Source organism: Pseudaeromonas sp. HNCC25DJ180, from assembly GCF_055413345.1.
The window spans coordinates 32,774-53,284 of record NZ_JBVAYF010000002.1; the positions used below are offsets into that span (position 1 = coordinate 32,774).

Annotated in this window: 21 protein-coding genes; 13 read left to right on the forward strand and 8 right to left on the reverse strand. The window is 57.6% G+C overall.

Annotation, left to right across the window (positions count from 1 at the left end):
* Positions 1-4: 4 nt before the first annotated feature.
* A complete protein-coding gene (locus ACZYTD_RS02080) occupies positions 5-616 on the forward strand; it encodes a flavin prenyltransferase UbiX (protein ID WP_463888560.1) in 612 nt (203 codons plus the stop codon).
* A gap of 79 nt (positions 617-695) precedes the next feature.
* Here the strand turns inward: ACZYTD_RS02080 and ACZYTD_RS02085 are convergent, their stop codons facing one another.
* Entirely contained in the window at positions 696-1,310 is a 615-nt protein-coding gene (locus ACZYTD_RS02085) for a TetR/AcrR family transcriptional regulator (RefSeq protein WP_463888562.1), read from the reverse strand.
* A 173-nt stretch (positions 1,311-1,483) separates the two neighbouring features.
* On the opposite strand from ACZYTD_RS02085, the gene hpt reads away from it, so the two are divergent.
* The 3 genes from hpt (at position 1,484) to ACZYTD_RS02100 (ending at position 3,816) form a co-directional block, all read left to right on the forward strand.
* Positions 1,484-2,017 (forward strand): hypoxanthine phosphoribosyltransferase, encoded by a 534-nt coding sequence (gene hpt, locus ACZYTD_RS02090; protein ID WP_463888565.1) that lies wholly within the window; start codon positions 1,484-1,486, stop codon positions 2,015-2,017.
* Between the two features lie 114 nt (positions 2,018-2,131).
* The gene (locus ACZYTD_RS02095) at positions 2,132-3,046 is read left to right on the forward strand and encodes an ABC transporter ATP-binding protein (protein ID WP_463888569.1); all 915 of its coding nucleotides are present in this window, start codon (positions 2,132-2,134) and stop codon (positions 3,044-3,046) included.
* The gene (locus tag ACZYTD_RS02100) at positions 3,043-3,816 is read left to right on the forward strand and encodes an ABC transporter permease (protein WP_463888571.1); all 774 of its coding nucleotides are present in this window, start codon (positions 3,043-3,045) and stop codon (positions 3,814-3,816) included. The genes ACZYTD_RS02095 and ACZYTD_RS02100 overlap by 4 nt, the downstream gene beginning before the upstream one ends.
* A 607-nt stretch (positions 3,817-4,423) precedes the next feature.
* Here the strand turns inward: ACZYTD_RS02100 and ACZYTD_RS02105 are convergent.
* The 3 genes from ACZYTD_RS02105 to lolB all read right to left on the reverse strand — a co-directional run bounded on the left by ACZYTD_RS02105 (position 4,424) and on the right by lolB (position 6,936).
* Positions 4,424-5,371: a ribose-phosphate pyrophosphokinase gene (locus ACZYTD_RS02105; RefSeq protein WP_463888574.1), complete on the reverse strand. Its 948-nt coding sequence runs from the start codon at positions 5,369-5,371 to the stop codon at positions 4,424-4,426.
* Between the two features lie 81 nt (positions 5,372-5,452).
* Entirely contained in the window at positions 5,453-6,319 is an 867-nt protein-coding gene (ispE, locus tag ACZYTD_RS02110) for a 4-(cytidine 5'-diphospho)-2-C-methyl-D-erythritol kinase (RefSeq protein WP_463888576.1), read from the reverse strand.
* Between the two features lie 11 nt (positions 6,320-6,330).
* Positions 6,331-6,936, reverse strand: a complete 606-nt coding sequence (lolB, locus tag ACZYTD_RS02115; protein WP_463888579.1) for a lipoprotein insertase outer membrane protein LolB — start codon at positions 6,934-6,936, stop codon at positions 6,331-6,333.
* A 111-nt stretch (positions 6,937-7,047) separates the two neighbouring features.
* Between lolB and hemA the strand changes: the two genes are divergently transcribed.
* The 7 genes from hemA (at position 7,048) to ACZYTD_RS02150 (ending at position 14,608) form a co-directional block, all read left to right on the forward strand.
* Positions 7,048-8,304: a glutamyl-tRNA reductase gene (gene hemA, locus ACZYTD_RS02120; protein ID WP_463888582.1), complete on the forward strand. Its 1,257-nt coding sequence runs from the start codon at positions 7,048-7,050 to the stop codon at positions 8,302-8,304.
* Between the two features lie 40 nt (positions 8,305-8,344).
* Positions 8,345-9,433 (forward strand): peptide chain release factor 1, encoded by a 1,089-nt coding sequence (gene prfA, locus ACZYTD_RS02125; RefSeq protein ID WP_463888585.1) that lies wholly within the window; start codon positions 8,345-8,347, stop codon positions 9,431-9,433.
* Complete coding sequence (gene prmC / locus ACZYTD_RS02130; RefSeq protein WP_463888588.1) at positions 9,433-10,272, forward strand: peptide chain release factor N(5)-glutamine methyltransferase; 840 nt, start codon at positions 9,433-9,435, stop codon at positions 10,270-10,272. The genes prfA and prmC overlap by 1 nt, the downstream gene beginning before the upstream one ends.
* Positions 10,251-11,072, forward strand: coding sequence for a SirB1 family protein (locus ACZYTD_RS02135; protein WP_463888591.1), 822 nt, complete (start codon positions 10,251-10,253; stop codon positions 11,070-11,072). Before prmC ends, ACZYTD_RS02135 begins: the two co-directional genes overlap by 22 nt.
* 15 nt (positions 11,073-11,087) lie before the next feature.
* On the forward strand, positions 11,088-11,939 hold the full coding sequence (kdsA, locus tag ACZYTD_RS02140) for a 3-deoxy-8-phosphooctulonate synthase (protein WP_463888594.1): 852 nt from the start codon (positions 11,088-11,090) through the stop codon (positions 11,937-11,939).
* A 114-nt stretch (positions 11,940-12,053) separates the two neighbouring features.
* The gene (locus ACZYTD_RS02145; protein WP_463888596.1) at positions 12,054-12,437 is read left to right on the forward strand and encodes a hypothetical protein; all 384 of its coding nucleotides are present in this window, start codon (positions 12,054-12,056) and stop codon (positions 12,435-12,437) included.
* Positions 12,438-13,939: 1,502 nt separating this feature from the next.
* Entirely contained in the window at positions 13,940-14,608 is a 669-nt protein-coding gene (locus ACZYTD_RS02150) for a type 1 glutamine amidotransferase domain-containing protein (protein ID WP_463888599.1), read from the forward strand.
* Between the two features lie 237 nt (positions 14,609-14,845).
* Here the strand turns inward: ACZYTD_RS02150 and ACZYTD_RS02155 are convergent, their stop codons facing one another.
* Positions 14,846-14,977, reverse strand: coding sequence for a hypothetical protein (locus tag ACZYTD_RS02155; RefSeq protein WP_463888602.1), 132 nt, complete (start codon positions 14,975-14,977; stop codon positions 14,846-14,848).
* Positions 14,978-15,277: 300 nt separating this feature from the next.
* Between ACZYTD_RS02155 and ACZYTD_RS02160 the strand changes: the two genes are divergently transcribed.
* A complete protein-coding gene (locus tag ACZYTD_RS02160; RefSeq protein ID WP_463888605.1) occupies positions 15,278-16,201 on the forward strand; it encodes a transcriptional regulator GcvA in 924 nt (307 codons plus the stop codon).
* Positions 16,202-16,272: 71 nt separating this feature from the next.
* Complete coding sequence (gene rlmM, locus ACZYTD_RS02165; RefSeq protein ID WP_463888608.1) at positions 16,273-17,373, forward strand: 23S rRNA (cytidine(2498)-2'-O)-methyltransferase RlmM; 1,101 nt, start codon at positions 16,273-16,275, stop codon at positions 17,371-17,373.
* 64 nt (positions 17,374-17,437) lie between these two features.
* On the opposite strand, the gene ACZYTD_RS02170 is transcribed toward rlmM, so the two are convergent.
* From ACZYTD_RS02170 to ppnN, 3 genes are all read right to left on the reverse strand, one after another.
* Entirely contained in the window at positions 17,438-18,133 is a 696-nt protein-coding gene (locus ACZYTD_RS02170) for an SDR family oxidoreductase (RefSeq protein ID WP_463888611.1), read from the reverse strand.
* An 88-nt stretch (positions 18,134-18,221) separates the two neighbouring features.
* Positions 18,222-19,004, reverse strand: a complete 783-nt coding sequence (xni, locus tag ACZYTD_RS02175; protein WP_463888614.1) for a flap endonuclease Xni — start codon at positions 19,002-19,004, stop codon at positions 18,222-18,224.
* An 82-nt stretch (positions 19,005-19,086) separates the two neighbouring features.
* A complete protein-coding gene (gene ppnN, locus ACZYTD_RS02180) occupies positions 19,087-20,442 on the reverse strand; it encodes a nucleotide 5'-monophosphate nucleosidase PpnN (protein WP_463888617.1) in 1,356 nt (451 codons plus the stop codon).
* Positions 20,443-20,511 lie beyond the last annotated feature (69 nt).

Below are 20,511 nucleotides of genomic sequence, written 5' to 3' on the forward strand. Positions count from 1 at the left end.
TACCATGTCGCAAGCGGTGACATTAGCCATGACCGGGGCCTCGGGGGCCGCCTATGGTTTGCGCCTGTTGGAGCGTCTGCTGCAGGCCGAGTGCCGGGTTTATCTACTGCTCTCCAACGCGGCCCAAGTGGTGATTGCCACCGAGCTGGGGGAGAGCTGGCCCGAGGACCCCGCCGCCTGTGCCCATTGGTTGACGGAGCGCTTCGGCGCCCGCCCGGAACAGCTCAGCGTGTGTGGCAAGCTGGAGTGGTTCAGCCCGGTGGCATCCGGCTCGGCTGCTCCCAAACAGATGGTGGTGGTGCCCTGCTCTATGGGCACCCTGAGCGCCATTGCCCATGGCGCCTCCGAGAACCTGATAGAGCGCGCCGCCGATGTGGTGATGAAGGAGCGGGGCCAGTTGATCCTGGTGCCTCGCGAGACGCCCTATTCCACTCTGCATCTGGAGAATATGCTCAAACTCAGCCGCCTCGGGGTGACTATCATGCCGGCCTCGCCGGGCTTTTATCATGAGCCGAAGCAGGTGAGTGATCTGGTGGACTTCATGGTGGCGCGCATCTTGGATCATCTGCGAATCGAACAGCGCCTGGTCCCGCGTTGGGGATTTCCCGCCAGTTGATAATAAGCACTCTGGAATTGAATCGACCCGCCAAGGCGGGTCGATTTGTTGCTGCAGTGTGAGCTCTTCACTCAGGTTGTTAGCGTACGCCCAGCGTGACCTGGCAACTGCGCAGCATGAAGGCCTTCACCTCATCCCGGGGGGGTTGGGGCGTCTGGTAAATCATCTGGCTGGCCGGGTAATAGATGCTGTTCAGCAGCATGGCCATCTCCCTGTGTTCCAGCCCCGATTTGAATTCGCCCTGAGCTTCGCCCCGTTGCAGTGTGTTGACCGTCAGCTTGAGCATACCTTCACAGCATTGGGCAAAGCGAGGCCACACTTCGTCGCGGATGGAGGCGCCCCACTCCAGGGCTATGAGGTGGTAATCGCTCTGCTCGTAGGCGGCATCCACATAGAGATCAATGTGTGTTTTCAGGCACTCCAGTGCCGGGCTGCTGCAGTCATGGGCCTGGCGTGCCAGCTTGAAGAGAAAATTTTCCACTTCGGTGAGCACCGCATCGACCAGATCTTCGCGGGTATTAAAATAGTTGAACACTGTGGCAACCGAGACACCAGCCCGCTCGGCAATTTCGGCATGGCCAGCGCGGCCTATCCCTCGGCGAGCAAATACGGCGATGGCATGAGCCATCAGTTGACGATTACGTTCGTCTGGACTAAGTCGCGTACGGCGACGCTGTTCGGTTGTATATGACATGGCTACAGTTTGTCTCATCTTAAATTTATTGTGGATGCCGCCTTATTGTCTGGCGGTGACCTTTTTTATCCCGGAGTTGATCAAGCCAATCTGAGCGATTAGTGATAAAATCCACAGCTATCTTATCCATTTTTTAACCGATTTTCCTAGGCAAAAAGAGGCTGTACAGCGTGATGAACCACAGAGTTGATGTCATGATTCCAGAAAACGAGATCCAGGCACGGATTGCCGAGCTCGGTCGTGCCATCACCGAACATTACCAAGGAACGGAACATCTGGTCTTGGTGGGGCTGCTTCGAGGCTCTTGTGTCTTTTTGGCGGATCTGTGCCGTCATATCGATCTCCCCGTGTCACTCGATTTCATGACGGCGTCCAGCTATGGCAGCAGCATGAGTAGCTCCCGAGAGGTGAAAATCCTCAAGGATCTGGATGACGAGATCAAAGGAAAGGATGTGCTGATTGTCGAAGATATCATCGACACCGGCCACACCCTGAGTAAGGTGCGGGAGATCATAGCCCTGCGTGAGCCCAAGTCCGTGGCTATCTGTACGCTATTGGACAAGCCCTCGCGCCGTGAGGTGCAGGTAGCGGTGGAGTGGGTGGGGTTTGCCATTCCAGACGAGTTTGTGGTGGGGTGTGGCATTGATTGTGCCCAGCTCTACCGCAACCTGCGTTATGTCGGCAAGGTGGTGTTGCTGGAGGAGTAAATCGCCAGTGCGTTGTGATACAGGGTGGCCATGGCCACCCTGTTGCGCTTTATCCCTTTATCCTGGCGGCTCTGGCCCAGGCCAGAGGCAGGATTCGCCGACTGGAGAGTTTCAATGCAGGCGTTAACGATTAAAGGCTTGTGTAAAACCTACAAGGGGGGCGTCGAAGCCCTCAAGGGGATCGATCTCTGTGTCGAGCAGGGCGACTTCTATGCCCTGCTGGGCCCTAACGGGGCGGGTAAGTCTACCACCATTGGCATCATCAGCTCCCTGGTCAACAAGAGCTCTGGCTCGGTCCAGGTGTTTGGCCACGATCTCGATCGGGAACTGGAGCTGGCCAAGTCGCAGATCGGCCTGGTGCCTCAAGAGTTCAACTTCAGCCAGTTCGAGAAGGTAGTACAGATAGTGGTCAACCAGGCTGGCTACTATGGGGTGCCTCGGGCTCTGGCCTTCGAGCGGGCCGAGAAGTATCTGAAACAGCTGGATCTGTGGGAGAAACGCGACCAACAGGCGCGAACCCTATCCGGAGGCATGAAGCGTCGCCTGATGATAGCGCGTGCCCTGATGCATGAGCCCAAGTTGCTGATCCTCGATGAGCCCACAGCCGGCGTGGATATCGAAATCCGCCGCTCCATGTGGCAGTTCCTGCAGCAACTCAATGAGCAGGGGGTGACCATCATACTGACCACCCACTATCTGGAAGAGGCCGAGATGCTCTGCCGCAATATCGGCATCATAGACAGGGGCCGCATCATAGAGAACACCACAATGCGTGAGCTGCTGGGCAAGCTCAAAGAGGAGACCTTCATCCTGGATCTGGATTGTTGTGCCTCGGCCATCACTCTGGATGGTTTCAAGTGGAGTCGAGTTAACGAGACCAGCATTGAGGTGGAGGTCGAGAAGAGTAAGGGTCTCAACCTGCTCTTTGCTCAACTCTCGGCCCAGCAGATCAAGGTGCTCAGCATGCGTAACAAGGCCAATCGACTGGAGGAGTTGTTTGTGAAACTGGTGGAGGAGGGGCGGCAATGAATCCAACTGTCTACTGGGTAGCGTTCAAGAGCATTCTCATCAAAGAGGTGACACGCTTTACCCGTATCTGGGTGCAGACCCTGGTGCCGCCCGCTATCACCATGACTCTCTACTTCGTCATCTTCGGCAACCTGATCGGTAGCCGTATTGGCCAGATGCATGGGGTCAGCTATATGGAGTTTATCGTGCCTGGCCTCATCATGATGTCGGTGATCACCAACTCCTATGCCAATGTGGCCTCCTCCTTCTATAGCGCCAAGTTTCAGCGCAACCTGGAAGAGATGTTGATCGCTCCTGTGCCCAACTATGTGATCATTTTAGGCTTTGTGGCTGGGGGCGTGGCGCGAGGGCTCTGTGTGGGGGCGATTGTCACTGCGGTTTCCCTCTTCTTCGTGCCCTTGCAGGTACATGACCCCTTGAGTGTGGTGGTGACGCTGATCCTGACGGCTACCCTGTTTTCTCTGGGCGGGCTCATCAATGCGATCTTCTCCCGCAGTTTCGATGACATCAGCATCATTCCTACCTTTGTGCTGACGCCATTGACCTATCTGGGCGGGGTTTTCTACTCCATCAACTTGCTGCCACCCTTCTGGCAGGCGCTCTCTCAAGGTAACCCTATTCTCTATATGGTCAATGCCTTCCGCTATGGCTTCCTGGGGGTGAGCGATGTGCCGCTCTGGTTAGCCTATAGCCTCATACTCCTCTGTATCGCCCTGCTCTATGGCACGGCCTGGAGCCTGATCCGGCGGGGTACGGGCATTCGGCACTGAGAATGTGGTTAAGCAGATGGCTCCTGACGGGGCCATTTTTTTTGCCTGTCATTCAGCCAAGCGCTGGCGCAGACAAAATAAAAGACCCTCTCGGGCCGTCTGGTATGGGTGCTTGATCTTGTTCTATGGCATGGGCCCTGATCGGGCAAAGCTTGCTGCTTGTGGTGATAAGGCTGGGATCAGTCGCGCTCGTTCTGGGCAGGTTGTGGCTTACGATTGAAGTAGAGGTTGCTCAGGGCCGCGAGGCAAAGCAGGTCATAATTATGCATGAGTGTAACTCCTTGGGTGATTAAGCGCTCATCCTCGAACGCGTCCAGATACTAGGTCTAAAGTGTGACGGTGGCAACGCAATTTTGTGTGTTTATTACGGCAATGGGTAGATGTGACAGGTGTTGGCGGCGGTTTAGTGGCTAAAAAAGAAAATTAATTACAAATTGATGATGGGATGAGGAAGTTTTACTTAAGACAAAGGCGTGATTATCTGGCTAGGTAACGGCTTCTGGGTTAAGCCATTCGTTTGGTTGTGGTGCTGGCCTGGTTTGTTGCGGATGGCAGAAACGAACAAGCCCCGCGTGGCGGGGCTTGCTGGGCAACGAGAGGGTCTAAATCAATGCTCAAACATGGCAGAGATGGACTCTTCGTTGCTGATACGGCGAATGGCTTCGGCCAGCATAGGTGCCAGGGTCAACATCTTGACCTTGCCTACCGCCTGCATCTCGGCAGAGAGCGGGATGGAGTCGGTGATGATCACCTCGTCGATCACGGATTCGCTGATGTTTTTGGCGGCGGTGCCGGAGAAGACGGCGTGGGTGGCATAGGCGAATACACGCTTGGCACCACGTTCCTTCAGGGCTTCGGCGGCCTTGCACAGGGTGCCACCGGTATCGATCATGTCATCGACAATGATGCAGTCACGATCCTTGACGTCACCGATCAGGTGCATGACCTGGGAGACGTTGGCGCGTGGACGACGCTTGTCGATGATGGCGATATCGGTATCGTCCAGCAGCTTGGCGATGGCACGGGCGCGCACTACGCCACCGATATCTGGAGAAACTACCACAGGATCTTCCAGCTTCTTGGCCAGCATATCTTCCAGCAGCACTGGGCTACCAAAGACGTTGTCTACCGGCACATCGAAGAAGCCCTGGATCTGCTCGGCGTGGAGATCCACGGTCAGAACCCGGTCAACCCCAACGCTGGAGAGGAAGTCGGCAACCACCTTGGCAGTGATAGGCACACGCGAGGAGCGTACACGACGATCCTGACGGGCATAGCCAAAGTAGGGGATAACGGCCGTGATACGACCGGCTGAAGCGCGGCGCAGAGCATCGACCATGACGATCAGTTCCATCAGATTGTCATTGGTGGGTGCGCAGGTGGATTGGATGATGAAGATGTCACCACCGCGTACATTCTCATTGATCTGTACGCTAATCTCGCCATCACTGAAACGGCCTACAGCGGCGTTGCCGAGTTTGATGAAGAGACGATCTGCAATTTTCTGGGCCAGTTCCGGTGTAGCGTTACCGGTAAACAGCTTCATGTCAGGCACGGTATAAACCTCTGGGTTGCGTCCTGTGGGGGGGAGGCGGACGGAGCCATCCACTTCACCTCGAGGGCGAGGTGCGGGATGTTAACGGCGGTCAGAGCTCCGATCACAAACCTGTTGCAAAACCGCTTGCAGGGGTGATAGGTTTAACCCTCTCGCGACAAACCCCTGCAACCAATTCGGCATATCTGCCAAGACTTTTCGAGCCGACGACTCCTCCGCAAACTCCGCGAAGACGCAGGCGCCGGTGCCCGTCATTCTAGACGGCGCATATTCTAACAACCAGCTCAATGCCTTGGCAACCTCAGGGTAACCCTTTTTCACCAGCAATTCGCAATCGTTTTTCCATGATCCAGCTCGCAGTTCCATCCAACTCTGCTTCGGCGTAGCGCGAGGCAGCTCAGGATCCTGAAAAATCAGGGCAGTAGAGACGTGAACGGGTGGTATAGCCACCAGATACCACTTCTCTGCCACATCGACTGGCGTCAGTTTTTCTCCTACCCCTTCGGCAAACGCGGCGCGTCCCCGGACAAATACCGGGACATCTGCCCCCAGGGTGCGACCCAATTGTGCCAACTCCTCTTCTGTCAGCCCCAATTGCCAGAGGTAATTGAGTGCCACCAGTGTGGTGGCGGCATCGGAGGAGCCGCCACCCAAGCCCCCGCCCATGGGGAGGTGTTTGTCGAGCCGGATATGGGCCCCCAGTGGGCGCTCACTGCGGGCCTTGAGCAACATGGCGGCGCGGTAGATGAGGTTTTGCGTCAAGGGGAGACCCGTGATCTCGGGTTCGATGCGGATCTGGTTGCTCTCATCTGGCGTGATGATGAGCTCGTCACAGTGATCCAGCAGGATAAACAGGGTCTGCAACTCGTGATAGCCATCGGGACGACGACCATTAATGTGCAAGAATAGGTTCAGTTTGGCTGGTGCTGGCCAGCGGATCGGTCTCATGGGATTATCGCTCATTTGTCTATCTGCCATTCATCTATGACCAGCTTGATACGGGTTTCGGGGCCGTTGAGTTCCAGCCCGGTGGGCAGCAACCAGAGGCGGGTGAGGGCGTAATCTTTGTAGTGCAGCTGCCAGTCGCCTTTACGCAACTCGGTGACCCGGCCATCGCCGCCCAGTTGATAATCGGCATCGCCAGGTAGCCCTTTGATCCAGGTGGGCAACTGCGCTATGGGGATAGCCCAGCCCGTCAGACGATAGACCAGGGCTTGCGGGTTGCTGTCCTGGCGACGCACCCCCTTGTCATCTGTGATGGTGACCACGCCCTGCTGGCGCTGGATCTCCATGATAGTGGTGCCGATGAGGGAAGTGAGCACTAACTTGTAGTCATCACCCTGCTGCTTCCAGTTGAGCCTGGCTGACCCTTTTTGCTGGGGAGTGAAGATGGCCAACTTGCCGGTCAGGCTCCAGTGATCCAGTTGTTCGAGCTTTTCGCGCTGGCCACGCCAGACCAGCTCATTATATTGGGTGGGTTGCAAGGGTTGGGCGCAACCGGCGAGGCCTAGCAGCAGGGCCAGGCAGAGGGGAAATAGGGGGGATCCAGAACGCAAGAAAGGCATAACTCCTCCGGTGAGTTGACGGCCGCTAGTATAGGCCTTGCCCGATTGCTTTCAAAGCCTGCCCCTTTTGCCGTAAAATGGCCCGCCTTCTCACTCCAGTTGTCACATCCTATGCAGCTTTTGGTTCTCGGTATCAATCACAAGACGGCACCTCTCTCATTGCGGGAGCGTCTGGCCTTTGGTCCCGAGCGCATCGATGAGGCGCTGGCGGGGCTGTTGAGTCTGCCTGGGGTGCACGAGGGGTGCATTCTCTCCACCTGTAATCGCAGCGAACTTTACTGTGTGGTTGAGCCGGGTTGCCAGGAGGGGTTGCGGCAATGGTGGGGGATCTTGACCCATGTGACGATGGCGGAGCTGGACTCCGCCCTCTATCAACACCAGGAGGGGGAAGTGGTGCGCCACCTGATGCGGGTGGCCAGTGGCCTGGACTCTCTGGTGCTGGGGGAACCGCAGATCCTGGGGCAGCTCAAAGAGGCCTTTGCCCGGGCGCAACAGCAGGGGCATGCCAAGTCGTTGTTGGTGCGGCTATTTCAGCGAGCATTTGCCGTGGCCAAGCGGGTGCGTACCGAGACCGAGATCGGCGCCAATGCGGTGTCGGTGGCCTATGCCGCCGTCTCCTTAGCCAAACAGATCTTCGCCGATCTGGCCGGGTTGCGGGTGTTGCTCATCGGGGCCGGGGAGACCATAGAGCTGGCCGGGCGCCACCTGCGTGCCCAGCAGATTGGTGCCATGACGGTGGCCAACCGCACCCTGGCCCGGGCCCAGACGTTGGCGGGCCCTTGGGGCGCCGATGTCATCACCCTGGATGAGATACCGCAAGTGTTGCCAACGGTGGACATGGTGGTGAGCTCCACCGCCAGCCCGCTGCCCATCCTGGGCAAGGGGATGCTGGAGCGGGCGCTCAAGGCGCGTCGTCATAAGCCCATGTTGCTCATCGATCTGGCGGTACCGCGGGATGTGGAGGAGGAGGTGGGCTCCCTGCCGGATGCCTATCTCTATACTGTGGATGATCTGCAGGGCATAGTGGCCGAGAATCAGTCCACCCGGCTGCAGGCGGCGCGGCTGGCCGAGCACTTGATCGATGAGGAAAAAGCGGCCTTCATGGGCTGGTATCACTCCTTGCCCTCCCAGGAGCAGATCCGAGCCTTCCGGGCCCAGGCCCAAGCGTTACAGCACAGCGAGCTGGCGCGGGCGCGTCTGCAACTCCAGCAGGGGGAGGATCCCGAGCAGGTGTTGGCGGCGCTGGCCCATAGGCTGACCAATAAACTAATTCATGCCCCGACCGAGGCGCTGCGCCAAGCGGGCGAAGCGGGCGATCGGGAAGCGTTGGCTATTTTGAGCCAGGGCTTGGGGTTGGATCCCCGCTAGTCTTTTGCCGGGTAATGACCCGACTACCAATGGAAATCGAATGAAAGAGTCTGTGATCAGAAAGCTTGAGGGCTTGCAGGAGCGTTACGAAGAGGTGCAGGCCCTGATGGGCGAACCTAACGTCACCAGCGATCAGGAGCGGTTTCGCAACCTGACCAAGGAGTATGCCCAGTTGGGGGGCGTGGTGACGGGGTTTCAACGCTATCAACAGGCGGCGGCCGATCTGCAGGCGGTGCTGGAGATGCTCGAAGGCGATGATGCCGAGATGCGGGCCATGGCCCAAGAGGAGTTGGCTGATGCCAAGAGCCGAGTCGAGCAGATTGCCGAAGAGTTGCAGATCCTGCTGCTGCCCAAAGATCCCAAGGATGACAACAACTGTTATCTGGAAATCCGCGCCGGAACCGGGGGGGACGAGGCGGCCATCTTCGCCGGCGATCTGTTCCGCCTCTACTCCCGCTTTGCCGAACGTAAAGGCTGGCGTACCGAGATAGTCAACGCCAACGAAGGCGAGCATGGTGGCTTCAAGGAAGTGATAGTCAAGGTGGATGGCGAGGGCGTCTACGGCATCATGAAGTTTGAATCGGGGGGGCATAGAGTACAGCGGGTGCCGGAGACCGAATCCCAGGGCCGCATTCATACTTCCGCCTGTACCATAATGGTGTTGCCCGAGGTGCCGGAATCCCAGGCGCCGGAGATCAACCCGGCGGATCTGCGGGTCGATACCTTCCGCGCCTCCGGGGCCGGTGGTCAGCACATCAACAAAACCGATTCCGCCGTGCGCTTGACCCACTTGCCCTCCGGGCTGGTGGTCGAGTGTCAGGATGAGCGCTCCCAGCACAAGAACCGGGCCAAGGCCATGGCGGTGCTGACCGCGCGTCTGGTGCAGTTGGAAGAGGATAAGCGTCGTGCCGAAGAGGCCAACACCCGCCGCAGCCTGCTCAGTACCGGCGATCGTTCGGATCGGATCCGCACCTATAACTACCCCCAGGGGCGAGTGACCGATCATCGCATCAACCTGACCCTCTATCGCCTGAACGAGGTGATGGAAGGGGATCTGGATGCGCTGGTGCAGCCCATCCTTCATGAATACCAGGCCGATCAGCTGGCCGCCCTGTCGGAAAGCTATTGATGCGGCTGGATGAGGCGCGGCGGCAACTGGTGGCTCACTTCAGCCAGAGTGAGTCGCCGAGTGCCGATGCGGACTGCCTGCTCTGTGCCGTGCTAGGTTGCAGCCGCACCTGGTTGCGTACCTGGCCCGAGCATCCCCTCACGCCCGAACAGTGGCAACAGCTGGTGTTGCTGGCTGAGCGTCGGCGCCAGGGTGAGCCGGTGGCTCATCTCATTGGCGAGCGCGAGTTCTGGTCTTTGCCCTTGAAGGTGAGTGCCGATACCCTGATCCCGCGTCCCGATACTGAGGTGCTGGTCGAGCAGGCGCTGGTTCATCTGCCCGCAGGGGCTCATGCTGTGCTGGATCTGGGCACGGGCACAGGGGCCATCGCCCTGGCGCTAAAACAAGAGCATCCTGAGCTGAGGCTGGTGGCGGTGGATCGCATTGCCGCGGCCTGTGAGCTGGCGCGGGAGAATAGCCAGCGCTTGGGTCTGGAGATCGAGGTGCGGGAAGGGAGCTGGTTTGCCCCTCTCCTCAATGAGCGTTTTGACCTGATCCTCTCCAACCCGCCCTACATAGATGGTGAAGATCCCCATCTGGCGCAAGGGGATGTGCGCTTTGAACCCAGTTCGGCCCTGGTCGCAGCTGAGGCGGGATTTGCCGATCTGGCGCACATCATAGCGCAGGCACCGGCTTACTTGCTGGACTCTGGCTGGTTACTGCTGGAGCATGGCTGGCTGCAGGGGGAGCGGGTGCGGGAACTCTTTCTCGCTCGCGGCTTTACCCAGGTAACAACGGTGCGTGACTACGGTGGTCAAGAGCGCGTGACACTGGGACAATGGCAAGGAGAAGGGCACTGAATATTTATCCTGAACTGGATGTAGAGCCCCTGGATCTGGGCTTACTGGCGCTGATGGCGTCAGAAGATATCCAACAAGAGTCCATATTGCTGCCTGGTCTGGAGGCGTTGTCGTTGCTCAAGCAGCAGATAGCCCCGTTGGTACAGGGCGTGGATGAAACCGAACGGGTCACGCAGCTGGTCCAGGCCTTCTATGGTGAGCTGGGTTTTCACGGCGACTGGGAGCACTTTTTCTCTTTGGATAACTGCCTGCTGGAGCGGGTGATGGCCAAGCGCAGCGGCATACCGGTTACTCTGGGGGTGCTCATCATCTATCTGGCGCGCTGGTTGGCCCTTCCCGTGGAGGGGATCTGTTTTCCTGGCCACTTCATGGTGCGCTTTGGGCGCGGCAAGCAGGCCAGAATACTGGACCCGTTCAGCGGCAAATTTTTGAGTCGGGCCGAGCTTTCACTGCGCCTGCGAGGTTGTCTGGGCGACCTGGCCCAGTTGCAAGGCCAGCACCTCAATCAGGCTTCTCAGACGGAGATCCTGACGCGGCTGTTGACGGTCACCAAGGCCACGGCCATTCAGGCTGATGAAAATCTGCTGGCCCTGCGCTGCAGCGAGCTGTTGCTCTGCCTGGATCCTGACGACCCCTATGAAGTGCGGGATCGGGGCTTGCTGTATGAACAGCTGGAGTGTGGCCAGTTGGCTGCCGACGATATCTCTTTTTTTATTGAGCAGTGTCCCCATGATCCGGTGACCGAGATGCTCAAGGAACAACTTGCGCGCCTGGATAGCTCGGCGCCCACCCTACACTAGACGGAGTCTGTGAGAATGCAAAAAGTGGTAAGTGTGAACGGGATTGAGATTGCCAACGACAAGCCCTTCGTGCTGTTTGGTGGCATGAATGTGCTGGAGTCGCGGGATCTGGCCATGAGCATGTGTGAGCACTATGTAACTGTGACACAAAAGCTGGGCATCCCCTTCGTCTTCAAGGCTAGCTGGGACAAGGCCAACCGCTCCTCCATCCACTCCTATCGGGGGCCGGGCATGGAAGAGGGGTTGAAGATCTTCCAGGAGCTCAAGGCGACGTTTGGCGTAACCCTGATCACGGATGTCCATGAGATCGCTCAGTGTAAGCCGGTAGGCGAAGTGGTGGATGTGTTGCAACTGCCGGCTTTCTTGGCGCGGCAGACCGATCTGGTGGAGGCGCTGGCCCGCACCGGCAACGTCATCAATGTCAAGAAGCCCCAGTTCCTGAGCCCGGGCCAGGTGAAGAACATAGTCGAGAAGTTTGCCGAGTGCGGTAACGAGCGGGTGATACTGTGTGAACGCGGCGTCAACTTTGGTTATGACAATCTGGTGGTGGACATGCTGGGCTTTGGCGTCATGAAGCAGGCGAGCCAAGGCTCACCCGTGATCTTCGATGTCACCCATGCCCTGCAGTGCCGTGATCCGCTGGGTGCCGCTTCTGGTGGTCGTCGTGAGCAGGTAGTGGAGCTGGCTCGTGCTGGTATGGCTGTGGGGCTGGCTGGCTTGTTTATCGAGTCGCACCCTAATCCAGACGCGGCGCGCTGCGATGGCCCAAGTGCCCTGCCGCTGGCCAAGCTGGAGCCCTTCCTGGCCCAGATGAAGGCCATCGATGAGCTGGTGAAGAACTTCGAGCCGCTGGATACCCGCTGCTAATCCCGCTCTGGGTGTGCTGTTTCGGTAAAGCCCCGTTGATCCGGGGCTTTCTTCTATCTGGGGGGATAGCGTGTTGCTAGTGATGAGTGAGTGTGGCGAAGAAAGGAGCCCCGAATGAACAGACAGGTACGCTATCGCCTGCTTGGGTGTCAATTATTGCTGCTGGCGGTTGCCACGCTGTTGGCGTGGCGTCTACCGGCCGCCGAGTCGGTTGACCGGCAAGGGCAGGCTCAAAGCCAGGAGCAGGCGGCGTTGCATCTGGGGCAACAGGTGCTACGTCTGCGGCAGGCGCTGGCCAAGCCCGAGGCCCCGGAGTCCATGCAGGCTGTGCTGGAGCTGGGCCAACAGCAGGCGGCCTATATGATGGTGCGCGGCTGGCTCAGCTATCAGCTACAGGCGGATTTGAGCCTGCTGGCAGCCAATCCCCAGGCTAATGCGTCGGTGCGGCAGCGCGTGGCCTTCTTGCAGCAGGCTATCCGGCGGCTGGATCTGGAGTAACGCGGCGGGTTGTATTGGACAAAAAAGAGCCCCGCTATGCCGGGGCTTTTTCATGGTTCTGATCTTGTTGCCGGTATTGGGATTATGGGTGGGAGGGATCTCCCTAGACATCCGTCAGGATGAGGGGGAGGAATTAACGCTCGTAGCGGAAGAAGTATTGACGAGTCGCTGGGGTGCTGTAGCGCTTGTCACTCTCTTTGCCATTGAGCAGTTCGGTAACGCTCTTGAAGATAGTGTTCATGGTGTGCTCCTTGGTTGGGGTTTTGAGGTGTCGTTTTTTGTGACTTGCCTCACGAATAAGAGTAGGGATCCAGGAGGTAATGGGCAAGTTAAAGTTTTGTTAAACGCGTTGATTTCATTATGAATTCGTTTTCATGAAAATGAAAACGGCTACAAAATGGATTCTTATGGATTCCACTTTCATGTGAAATAGATCACATCACGAGAATGGGGGGCCGCTATGGCTCATCATGCCAGGCGAGAGGCGAGAGGCGAGAGGCGAGAGGCGAGAGGCGAGAGGCGAGAGGCTGATGGTGGGATCGGCGTGCTCGCTAAGAGGTCGAAGCCGCAGCTTTCATACCGTTGGGAGTCTCTCGATAACACGCTTTGCTGCCATTGGGGCTTAAGCTTGGCTAAGCAGCAGTCTCTTATAATGGGTGCCAGTATGGCCCGGCTAGGGGGAATTTTTTAGTGTGCCACCGCGTGGCGAGTATGGGCTCAGGGGGGTGGCGCATCAGTGGCTTGGGGCCAGAGTGGCGATTAACGCTCGTAGCGGAAGAAGTAGTGGCGAGTGGCTGGGGTATAACGCTCGCTATCGGCGTGACTGCTTAACAACTCACTCATGTTCTTGAAGAGGTTTTTCATATTGAGCTCCTGATCGGAAAGATGATCTCGTCCTAATCGCGCTCAGCTTGGCTTCAGGCTTAGCGTTCGTAACGGAAGAAGTATTGACGGGTAGCAGGAGCATAACGTTCGCCACTTACCTTGCCGTTTAACAATTCGCTGACGTTCTTGATGATGTTTTTCATGGTGTTGTCCTTTTATGGTTTGGGTCTTCTCTTGCTTGCTGACGGAACTTTGTGACCGCCCTCACAAATCATGCTAGTGATCCAGGTCACGTTATTCAAGTTAAATATTTATTAAAACCTTTGTTTTTATTATGAATTCGTTTTCAAGGCTCTGAAATCGCAACTCAATGGGCTTCATTTCGGCCTGTTATTTTCCGTGATCGCCGTCACGTTGTTGCTCTGGGCTATTCCAGAACATTTTTCGGCCGACCGACTACAGTGAATTAAGCCCTGTAGCGAGCCAGCAATCGGTAGAAGAGAGGGGCTCCTGAGGTTATGACCGTCAAATACAACTAGACGACCGGTCTAGTTGTGCTTTAAGGTGACATCCTGCCTCGCTATGATGCTCTGGGGCAAAAAACTGATGAACCCAGTTGGCGCTGTGCGTGGCTGGGTTGGCCTCGATGATGAAAGGGAAGAACAATGAAGATATTGATGGTGTTAACTTCACATGATGAGCTGGGCAATACCGGGCATAAGACGGGCTTCTGGTTAGAAGAGTTCGCTGCGCCTTTCTATCTATTCAAGGATGCCGGAGCCCAGATCACCCTGGCTTCTCCGCTGGGTGGGCAGCCGCCGCTGGATCCGAAGAGCGATGAAGCCGCCTTCCAGACTCCGGCAACCGAGCGCTTCAAGCAAGATGCGGCCAGCCAGGCCTTGTTGGCTGCGACCCACAAGCTGGTTGATATTCAGGCTGAGGCGTTTGATGCAGTTTTCTATCCCGGCGGCCATGGCCCCTTGTGGGATCTGGCCGAAGACCAGACCTCCATTGGCCTGATCGAGCGCTTCTATGCCGCAGGCAAGCCCGTGGCGGCTGTGTGTCACGCACCTGGTGTGTTCCGCCATACCCGTAAGCCGGATGGTTCGCCCTTGGTGAAGGGGCTCAAGGCCACAGGTTTTACGAACAGCGAAGAGGAGGCGGTCCAGTTGACCGAGATAGTGCCTTTCCTGGTCGAAGAGATGCTGCTGGCTAATGGGGCTGAGTATCAGAAGGGGGCGGATTGGTTGCCATTTGCCGTGGTGGATGGTCAGTTGATCACGGGGCAAAACCCGGCTTCATCCGAGCTGGTGGCCGAGAAGCTGCTGGCTCAGCTGACAGCGTGAGTGAAATGTGGTCCCTATGATGTTGGGCAGCCGGGTGCTGCCTTTTTTGTGGCCGCCTGGCCGCCACGCGAGTGCTCATAGGCCCAGCGGTTGCTAATTGAGGAGCGCCGCATAGAAATAAGCCCCGGGATCCGGGGCTTCTCATTATGTCGCTCAATCAAATGGTATTGCCGGATTTGGAGTTGTATGTCGGGGTAGAAAACCCCTCAGATGTCCAGAGGGACAAGGGAAGGGGCATTAGCGGCGCTCGTAGCGGAAGTAGTATTGGCGGGTGGCTGGGGTAAAACGGTCATTACTGGCCAGTTCGCCTTCATCTCTACGTCCCTTGGTGCCAAGCAGCACGCTCAAGTTGTGATAGACATTTAACATGGTACACCTCGTTGCGTCTCTATGTGGCAGCTTGCCACGGGATGGTGGTTTAAACCGCTAACCACCCTCGAGATCATGCTAGGCTTAAAGTGTGACGTGGATCAACATATATTTTTTGGTAACCGCTTGCATTTTTATGAATTCGCTTTCAGGTCGGGTTAATGAGGGGCGTGCTGCTGGCGAGGGGCTCTTATGGCATCGCGCTTGGTATGCGCAGCGGTAGGGGCGCGATTTCTCTGGAGTGGTTATCTGCCACACCCTATAATCCGCGGCATTAGGAAAAGTTATGCGAATTTCCCCATGTCCCGTCGCTTACCCCCTCTCAATGCTCTCAAGGCGTTTGAGGTTGCCGCCCGTCAGTTAAGCTTCACCCGTGCCGCCGAGGAGTTGTTTGTTACTCAGGCGGCGGTGAGCCATCAGATCAAGGCGCTGGAAGAATTTTTGGGGATCAAGCTGTTCCGCCGCCGGAATCGAACTCTGTTGCTCACCGAAGAGGGACAGGGCTACTTTCTGGATATCAAGGACATCTTTACCGCCATTGCCGATGCTACCGACAAGCTGGTGGCGCGCAGTGCCAAGGGGGCTTTGACTGTCACCCTGCAGCCGAGCTTTGCCATCCAGTGGTTGGTGCCGCGTCTGGTGCGTTTCAGTGAGCGCCACCCCGAGATCGATGTGCGGATCAAGGCAGTGGATAGGGATGAGGGCTCATTGACCGATGATGTGGATGTGGCCATCTATTATGGTCGGGGCAATTGGCCGGGACTGCGCAGTGACAAGTTGCATACCGAATTTTTGACGCCGGTCTGTTCGCCTCTGCTGTTGGCCAGTGGCCGTCCGTTGCGTCAGCCCAGCGACTTGCAGTGGCACTCTCTGCTGCATGATGGCTCCCGACGGGATTGGCATCGCTGGCTCAAGGCGGTGGGGGTCGATATTCCCAACCTCAATCAGGGACCCATCTTCAGCCACTCCAGCATGGTGATCCAGGCGGCGGTACATGGCCAGGGGGTTGCCCTGGGCCATAGTGTGCTGGCTCAGCCCGAGATCGAGGCCGGGCGCTTGCTCTGCCCCTTCGAGCAGGTTCTGGTCAGCAAGAATGCCTACTATCTGGTGTGTCAGGAGAGTCAGGCTGAGCAGGGCAAGATAGCGGCGTTCCGCCACTGGATGCTGGAGCTGGTGGAAAAAGAAGAATCACTGCGGCGTAGCCGCCTGCTGGCCCATGAGTAGCTGGGCCGCTATTTCGAATACAAGCAAGAGGTTGGCGAGCTCAACCTTGCCACACTATTGCGGAGGATATGATGAATAATCTGTTGTTTTATTGCCGACCCGGTTTTGAGAAGGAGATGGCAGCCGAGATCCAGGATAAAGCCGTGCGCCTGGAGTGCTTCGGCTTCTCCCGGGTCAAGGACGACTCTGGCTATGTGATCTACGAGTGCTATGGCTCCGAGGATGCCGATAAGCTGGCGCGTCGCTTGCCGTTTCGCGAGTTGGTATTTGCCCGCCAGATGATGGTGGTGACGCATGAGCTGAGTGGCATGGAGGTGAGCGATCGCATCACGCCCATAGTCGAGGCCGTGGCTGAATACGGTCAGTGCGGTGAGCTGCGGGTGGAGACGGCGGATACGAATGAGGCGAAGGAACTCACCACCTTCTGCCGCAAGTTTAGCGTACCACTACGCCAGGCGCTGCGTTCGGCGGGTAAGCTGACGAAGGAAGAGACCCATAGACGCCCTGTCATGCATGTGGTGTTTCTGGCCAATGACAAGGCGCTGGTGGGGTACTCTTACACCATCAACAACTCGCCATTTCACATGGGGATACCGCGCTTGAAATTCCCCAGTGATGCGCCGAGTCGCTCGACCCTCAAGCTGGAGGAGGCATTTCACGTCTTCGTGCCTGAGGCCGAGTGGGATGTGCGTCTGACCTCCGGGTTGAATGCCGTCGACTTGGGGGCTAGCCCGGGGGGCTGGACTTATCAGCTGGTACGCCGTGGCATGATGGTAACGGCCGTGGATAATGGCCCCATGGCGGAATCCTTGATGGATTCAGGTCAGGTCAAGCATATCCGCGATGATGGCTTCCGCTTCCGCCCCTCCAAGAAGAACACCTACTGGCTGGTGTGTGACATGGTGGATAAGCCGGCGCGGGTGACGCACCTCATCGCCGGCTGGTTCCGTGATGGCTTGTGTGAAGAGGCTATGTTCAACCTGAAGCTGCCCATGAAGAAGCGCTATCAAGAGGTGGAGCATAATCTGGATCTGCTCAAGGAGTGGCTCTCCCAGTTGGAGGGGGATTTCGTCATCCAGGCCAAACAGCTCTACCATGATCGGGAAGAGGTGACGGTTCACATCTACGATACCCGTCAGCTGGCGCGCCGCATGTCGGGCGCCTACAACTAAGTTTCGCGGTTACTTCGGTAAAAAACGGCCTATCACATCAGTGTCAGGCCGTTTTTTTATCGGGTTACCAGGGGAGCGCCTTGCCGTCGTAACGTAAAAACTCGCCACTGCGTTCGGGCGTCAGCTTGCTTAGGGTCTCCAGCAGGATCACGGCCGCCTCATCAGCCAGCATGGGTGCCTCTTCGCCCCCCATATCGGTTTTCAACCACCCCGGGTGCATCACGAAGACCTTGATATGGTCATCGGCCAAGTCCAACGCCAGACTCTTGACCACGGCATTGAGCGCCGCCTTGCTACTGCGATAGAGGTAATACCCCCCCTCTTGGTTATCGGCAATCGAACCCATTATGCTGCTGATGCAGAGCAGGGTGCTGTCGGTGCCCTGCTTCAAGTTGTCGATGAACTGCTCGGCCAGACGCAAGCTGGCCATGGTATTGATGGCAAACACTTCGCTCCAGAGGTGGTAATCGGTCTGGCCAAAGCCCTGCAGTTGCGGGCCGAATGCTCCGGCATTGGCGATGATCAGATCGATGGCTTCCTCTCCCACGGCTTGCTTCAGCTCCTGATAATCCTGGCCATGGGCTACATTCAGCTGATGGATCAGCAGGTTAGGATAGACCTCGGCCAATTGGTGTAGGGATTTGGCATGGTAGGGATCACGGCAACAGGCGAACACCTTGTCGTCTCGCCGTAGACAGGCATGGGTGAGGGCTAACCCCAAACCGCGGTTGGCCCCAGTGATGAGTACGGTTTGCGTCATAGTGACTCCTTAGTGCCAGCAGGCTAGCTCACAGCAAGGCCCATGGACGGGCAGTTGCATCGCGGTGATCCACGCTCCTGCCGAATCATCACACCGGGGTGGGGGAGTAGCGGATCTCCTTTAAGTTAAAGCCTAGCGGAATATCGCTACGCAGGCGTACCAAAGTTTGCGCCAGACGTGCCTCGTGTTGGTGGGCATGGATCTTCTGCAGGCGCTTATCCTCTGCCGGATCCAGGCTCAGCAACTGCTCCAGGCTGCTGTGCTGTTGCAGCAACTCCTTGGCACTCTTGGGGCCAATACCGGGAACCCCCTTGATATGGCTGCCACTGATGCCAGTGAGCGCCCAAAAGTCGACGAGCTGGCTGGGCAGGATGCCGTATTCCGTCAGCACGAAGGCGCTATCCAGCCAACGCCGGTTGAAGTAGTCACGGATCTGAAGGCCCGAGTCCAGCAACTGGCAGAAGCCTTTGTCGGTGGAGATGAGCGTGACGGCCTGACGGTGCTGGCTCATCTGCTGGTTGAGGGTGGCGATGAGATCATCGGCCTCATCGCCTTCGGAGAGCAGCGCATCGACTCCGCAGCGCCAGAGTGTCTCCTGCAAGCGAGGCATACCTGAGTACAGCTCGGGGGGCATGGGACTGCGCCCCGCCTTGTAGTCAGGGTAGAGTTGATGGCGCCAACTGGGGGCCTCGCCATCGAAGACGGCGATCACATGGCTGGGGGTGACCTCTTGCAAGATCCCCCGTACGGTACGCTCCAGACGTTGTTCGGTGGCCAGCAGTAGGGCCTGTCCATCCAGGGGCTGTTTGCCCAGGGCGGCATGCAGACGGCGGATAAGATTAAGTGCATCAAAGATCAGTAGATGGGCCATGGTTTGGATCAAGGAGTTAGCGGGCTCAGCGAGCCCGGTAGGGTGGAGGTATGTTAACGCATGCTGCAGAGGGCGCGCTGGGCTAACGGACAATCTCGTAGCAGGGAATATACTCGGTGCCGGGGAGTTTCATCCGTCCCTGACTCAGGAAACTCTTTAACAACTTGTCCATCAGTGTCATCAGCTCCTTGTCACCGCTGAGCTGGAAGGGGCCATGCCGCTCGATAGCCTGGATCCCTCCCTCCTTGACATTACCGGCGACGATACCGGAGAAGGCGCGGCGCAGATTGGCGGCTAGTTGGGCGGGGGGTTGGTCCCAGTGCAGATCGAGAGCCGCCATGGTCTTATGATCCGGTTCAAAGGGGAGTTGGAACTCGGGCTCCACTTTCAGTGACCAGTTGAAGGAGTAGGCATCGCCAGTGGCCTTGCGGTGTTCACGGACCTTGGGCATGGCCTGCTTCAGGGTGCGGGCCACGGCCACGGGGTCATCAATGATGATCTGGTAGTGACGGGTTGCCGCCTCGCCCAGCGTGGCGCGCACGAAGGAGTCCAGGGTTTCGAAGTAGTCGGCACTCTCCTTGGGCCCCGTCAGGATGAGGGGCATGGGCTGATGGGCGTTGGCCGGATTCATCATGATGCCAAGAATATAGAGCAGCTCTTCGGCCGTGCCGACTCCACCGGGGAATATGATGATGCCATGGCCCAGGCGCACGAAGGCCTCCAGCCGCTTCTCGATATCGGGCAGGATCACCAGCTCGGTGACGATAGGATTAGGCGGCTCGGCGGCTATGATGGAGGGTTCGGTCAGTCCAATGAAGCGGCCACTATGGTGGCGCTGCTTGGAGTGGCCGACCGCCGCTCCCTTCATGGGGCCCTCCATGGCGCCCGGGCCGCAACCGGTGCAGATATTGAGCTCCCGCAACCCCAGTTCGTTACCCACTTCCCGGGTGTAGTGATACTCGATGGGATTGATGGAGTGGCCGCCCCAGCAGACCACCAGATTCGGGTCTTCACCGGAGTGGATGACGCGGGCATTGCGCAGGATGGAGAAGATCCAGTTAGTAATGTGTACCGAGCTGGTGAGGTTGAGGGTGCAGTCGGCTTCCATACGGTTGCTGACGTAGAGAATATCGCGCAGCACGGAGAAGAGGTGCTCCTGGATGCCGCGGATGATCTCGCCATCCACGAAGGCGGGCTCCGGGGCGTTGAATAGCTCAAGTTTGACGCCGCGCTCCCGGCGGATCACGTTGATATCGAAGGAGAGGTGTTTTTCCAGTATCTCTTTTGAGCTATCGGTGTGGCTACCGCAGTTGAGGACAGCCAGGGAGCAGTTGCGAAATAGTTGGTAGATGGCGCCGGAAGCCGTCTGTTTTAGCTGGTCTACCTCTAGCTGGGATAACAGCTCCATGCTGCCGACTGGATTGACATAGGTGATCATAAAACCCCTTGCTACAGCTGTGGTGTTTTCTCTTATTGGAGACTGTGCGCGGCGAGCCATCGGCTGACT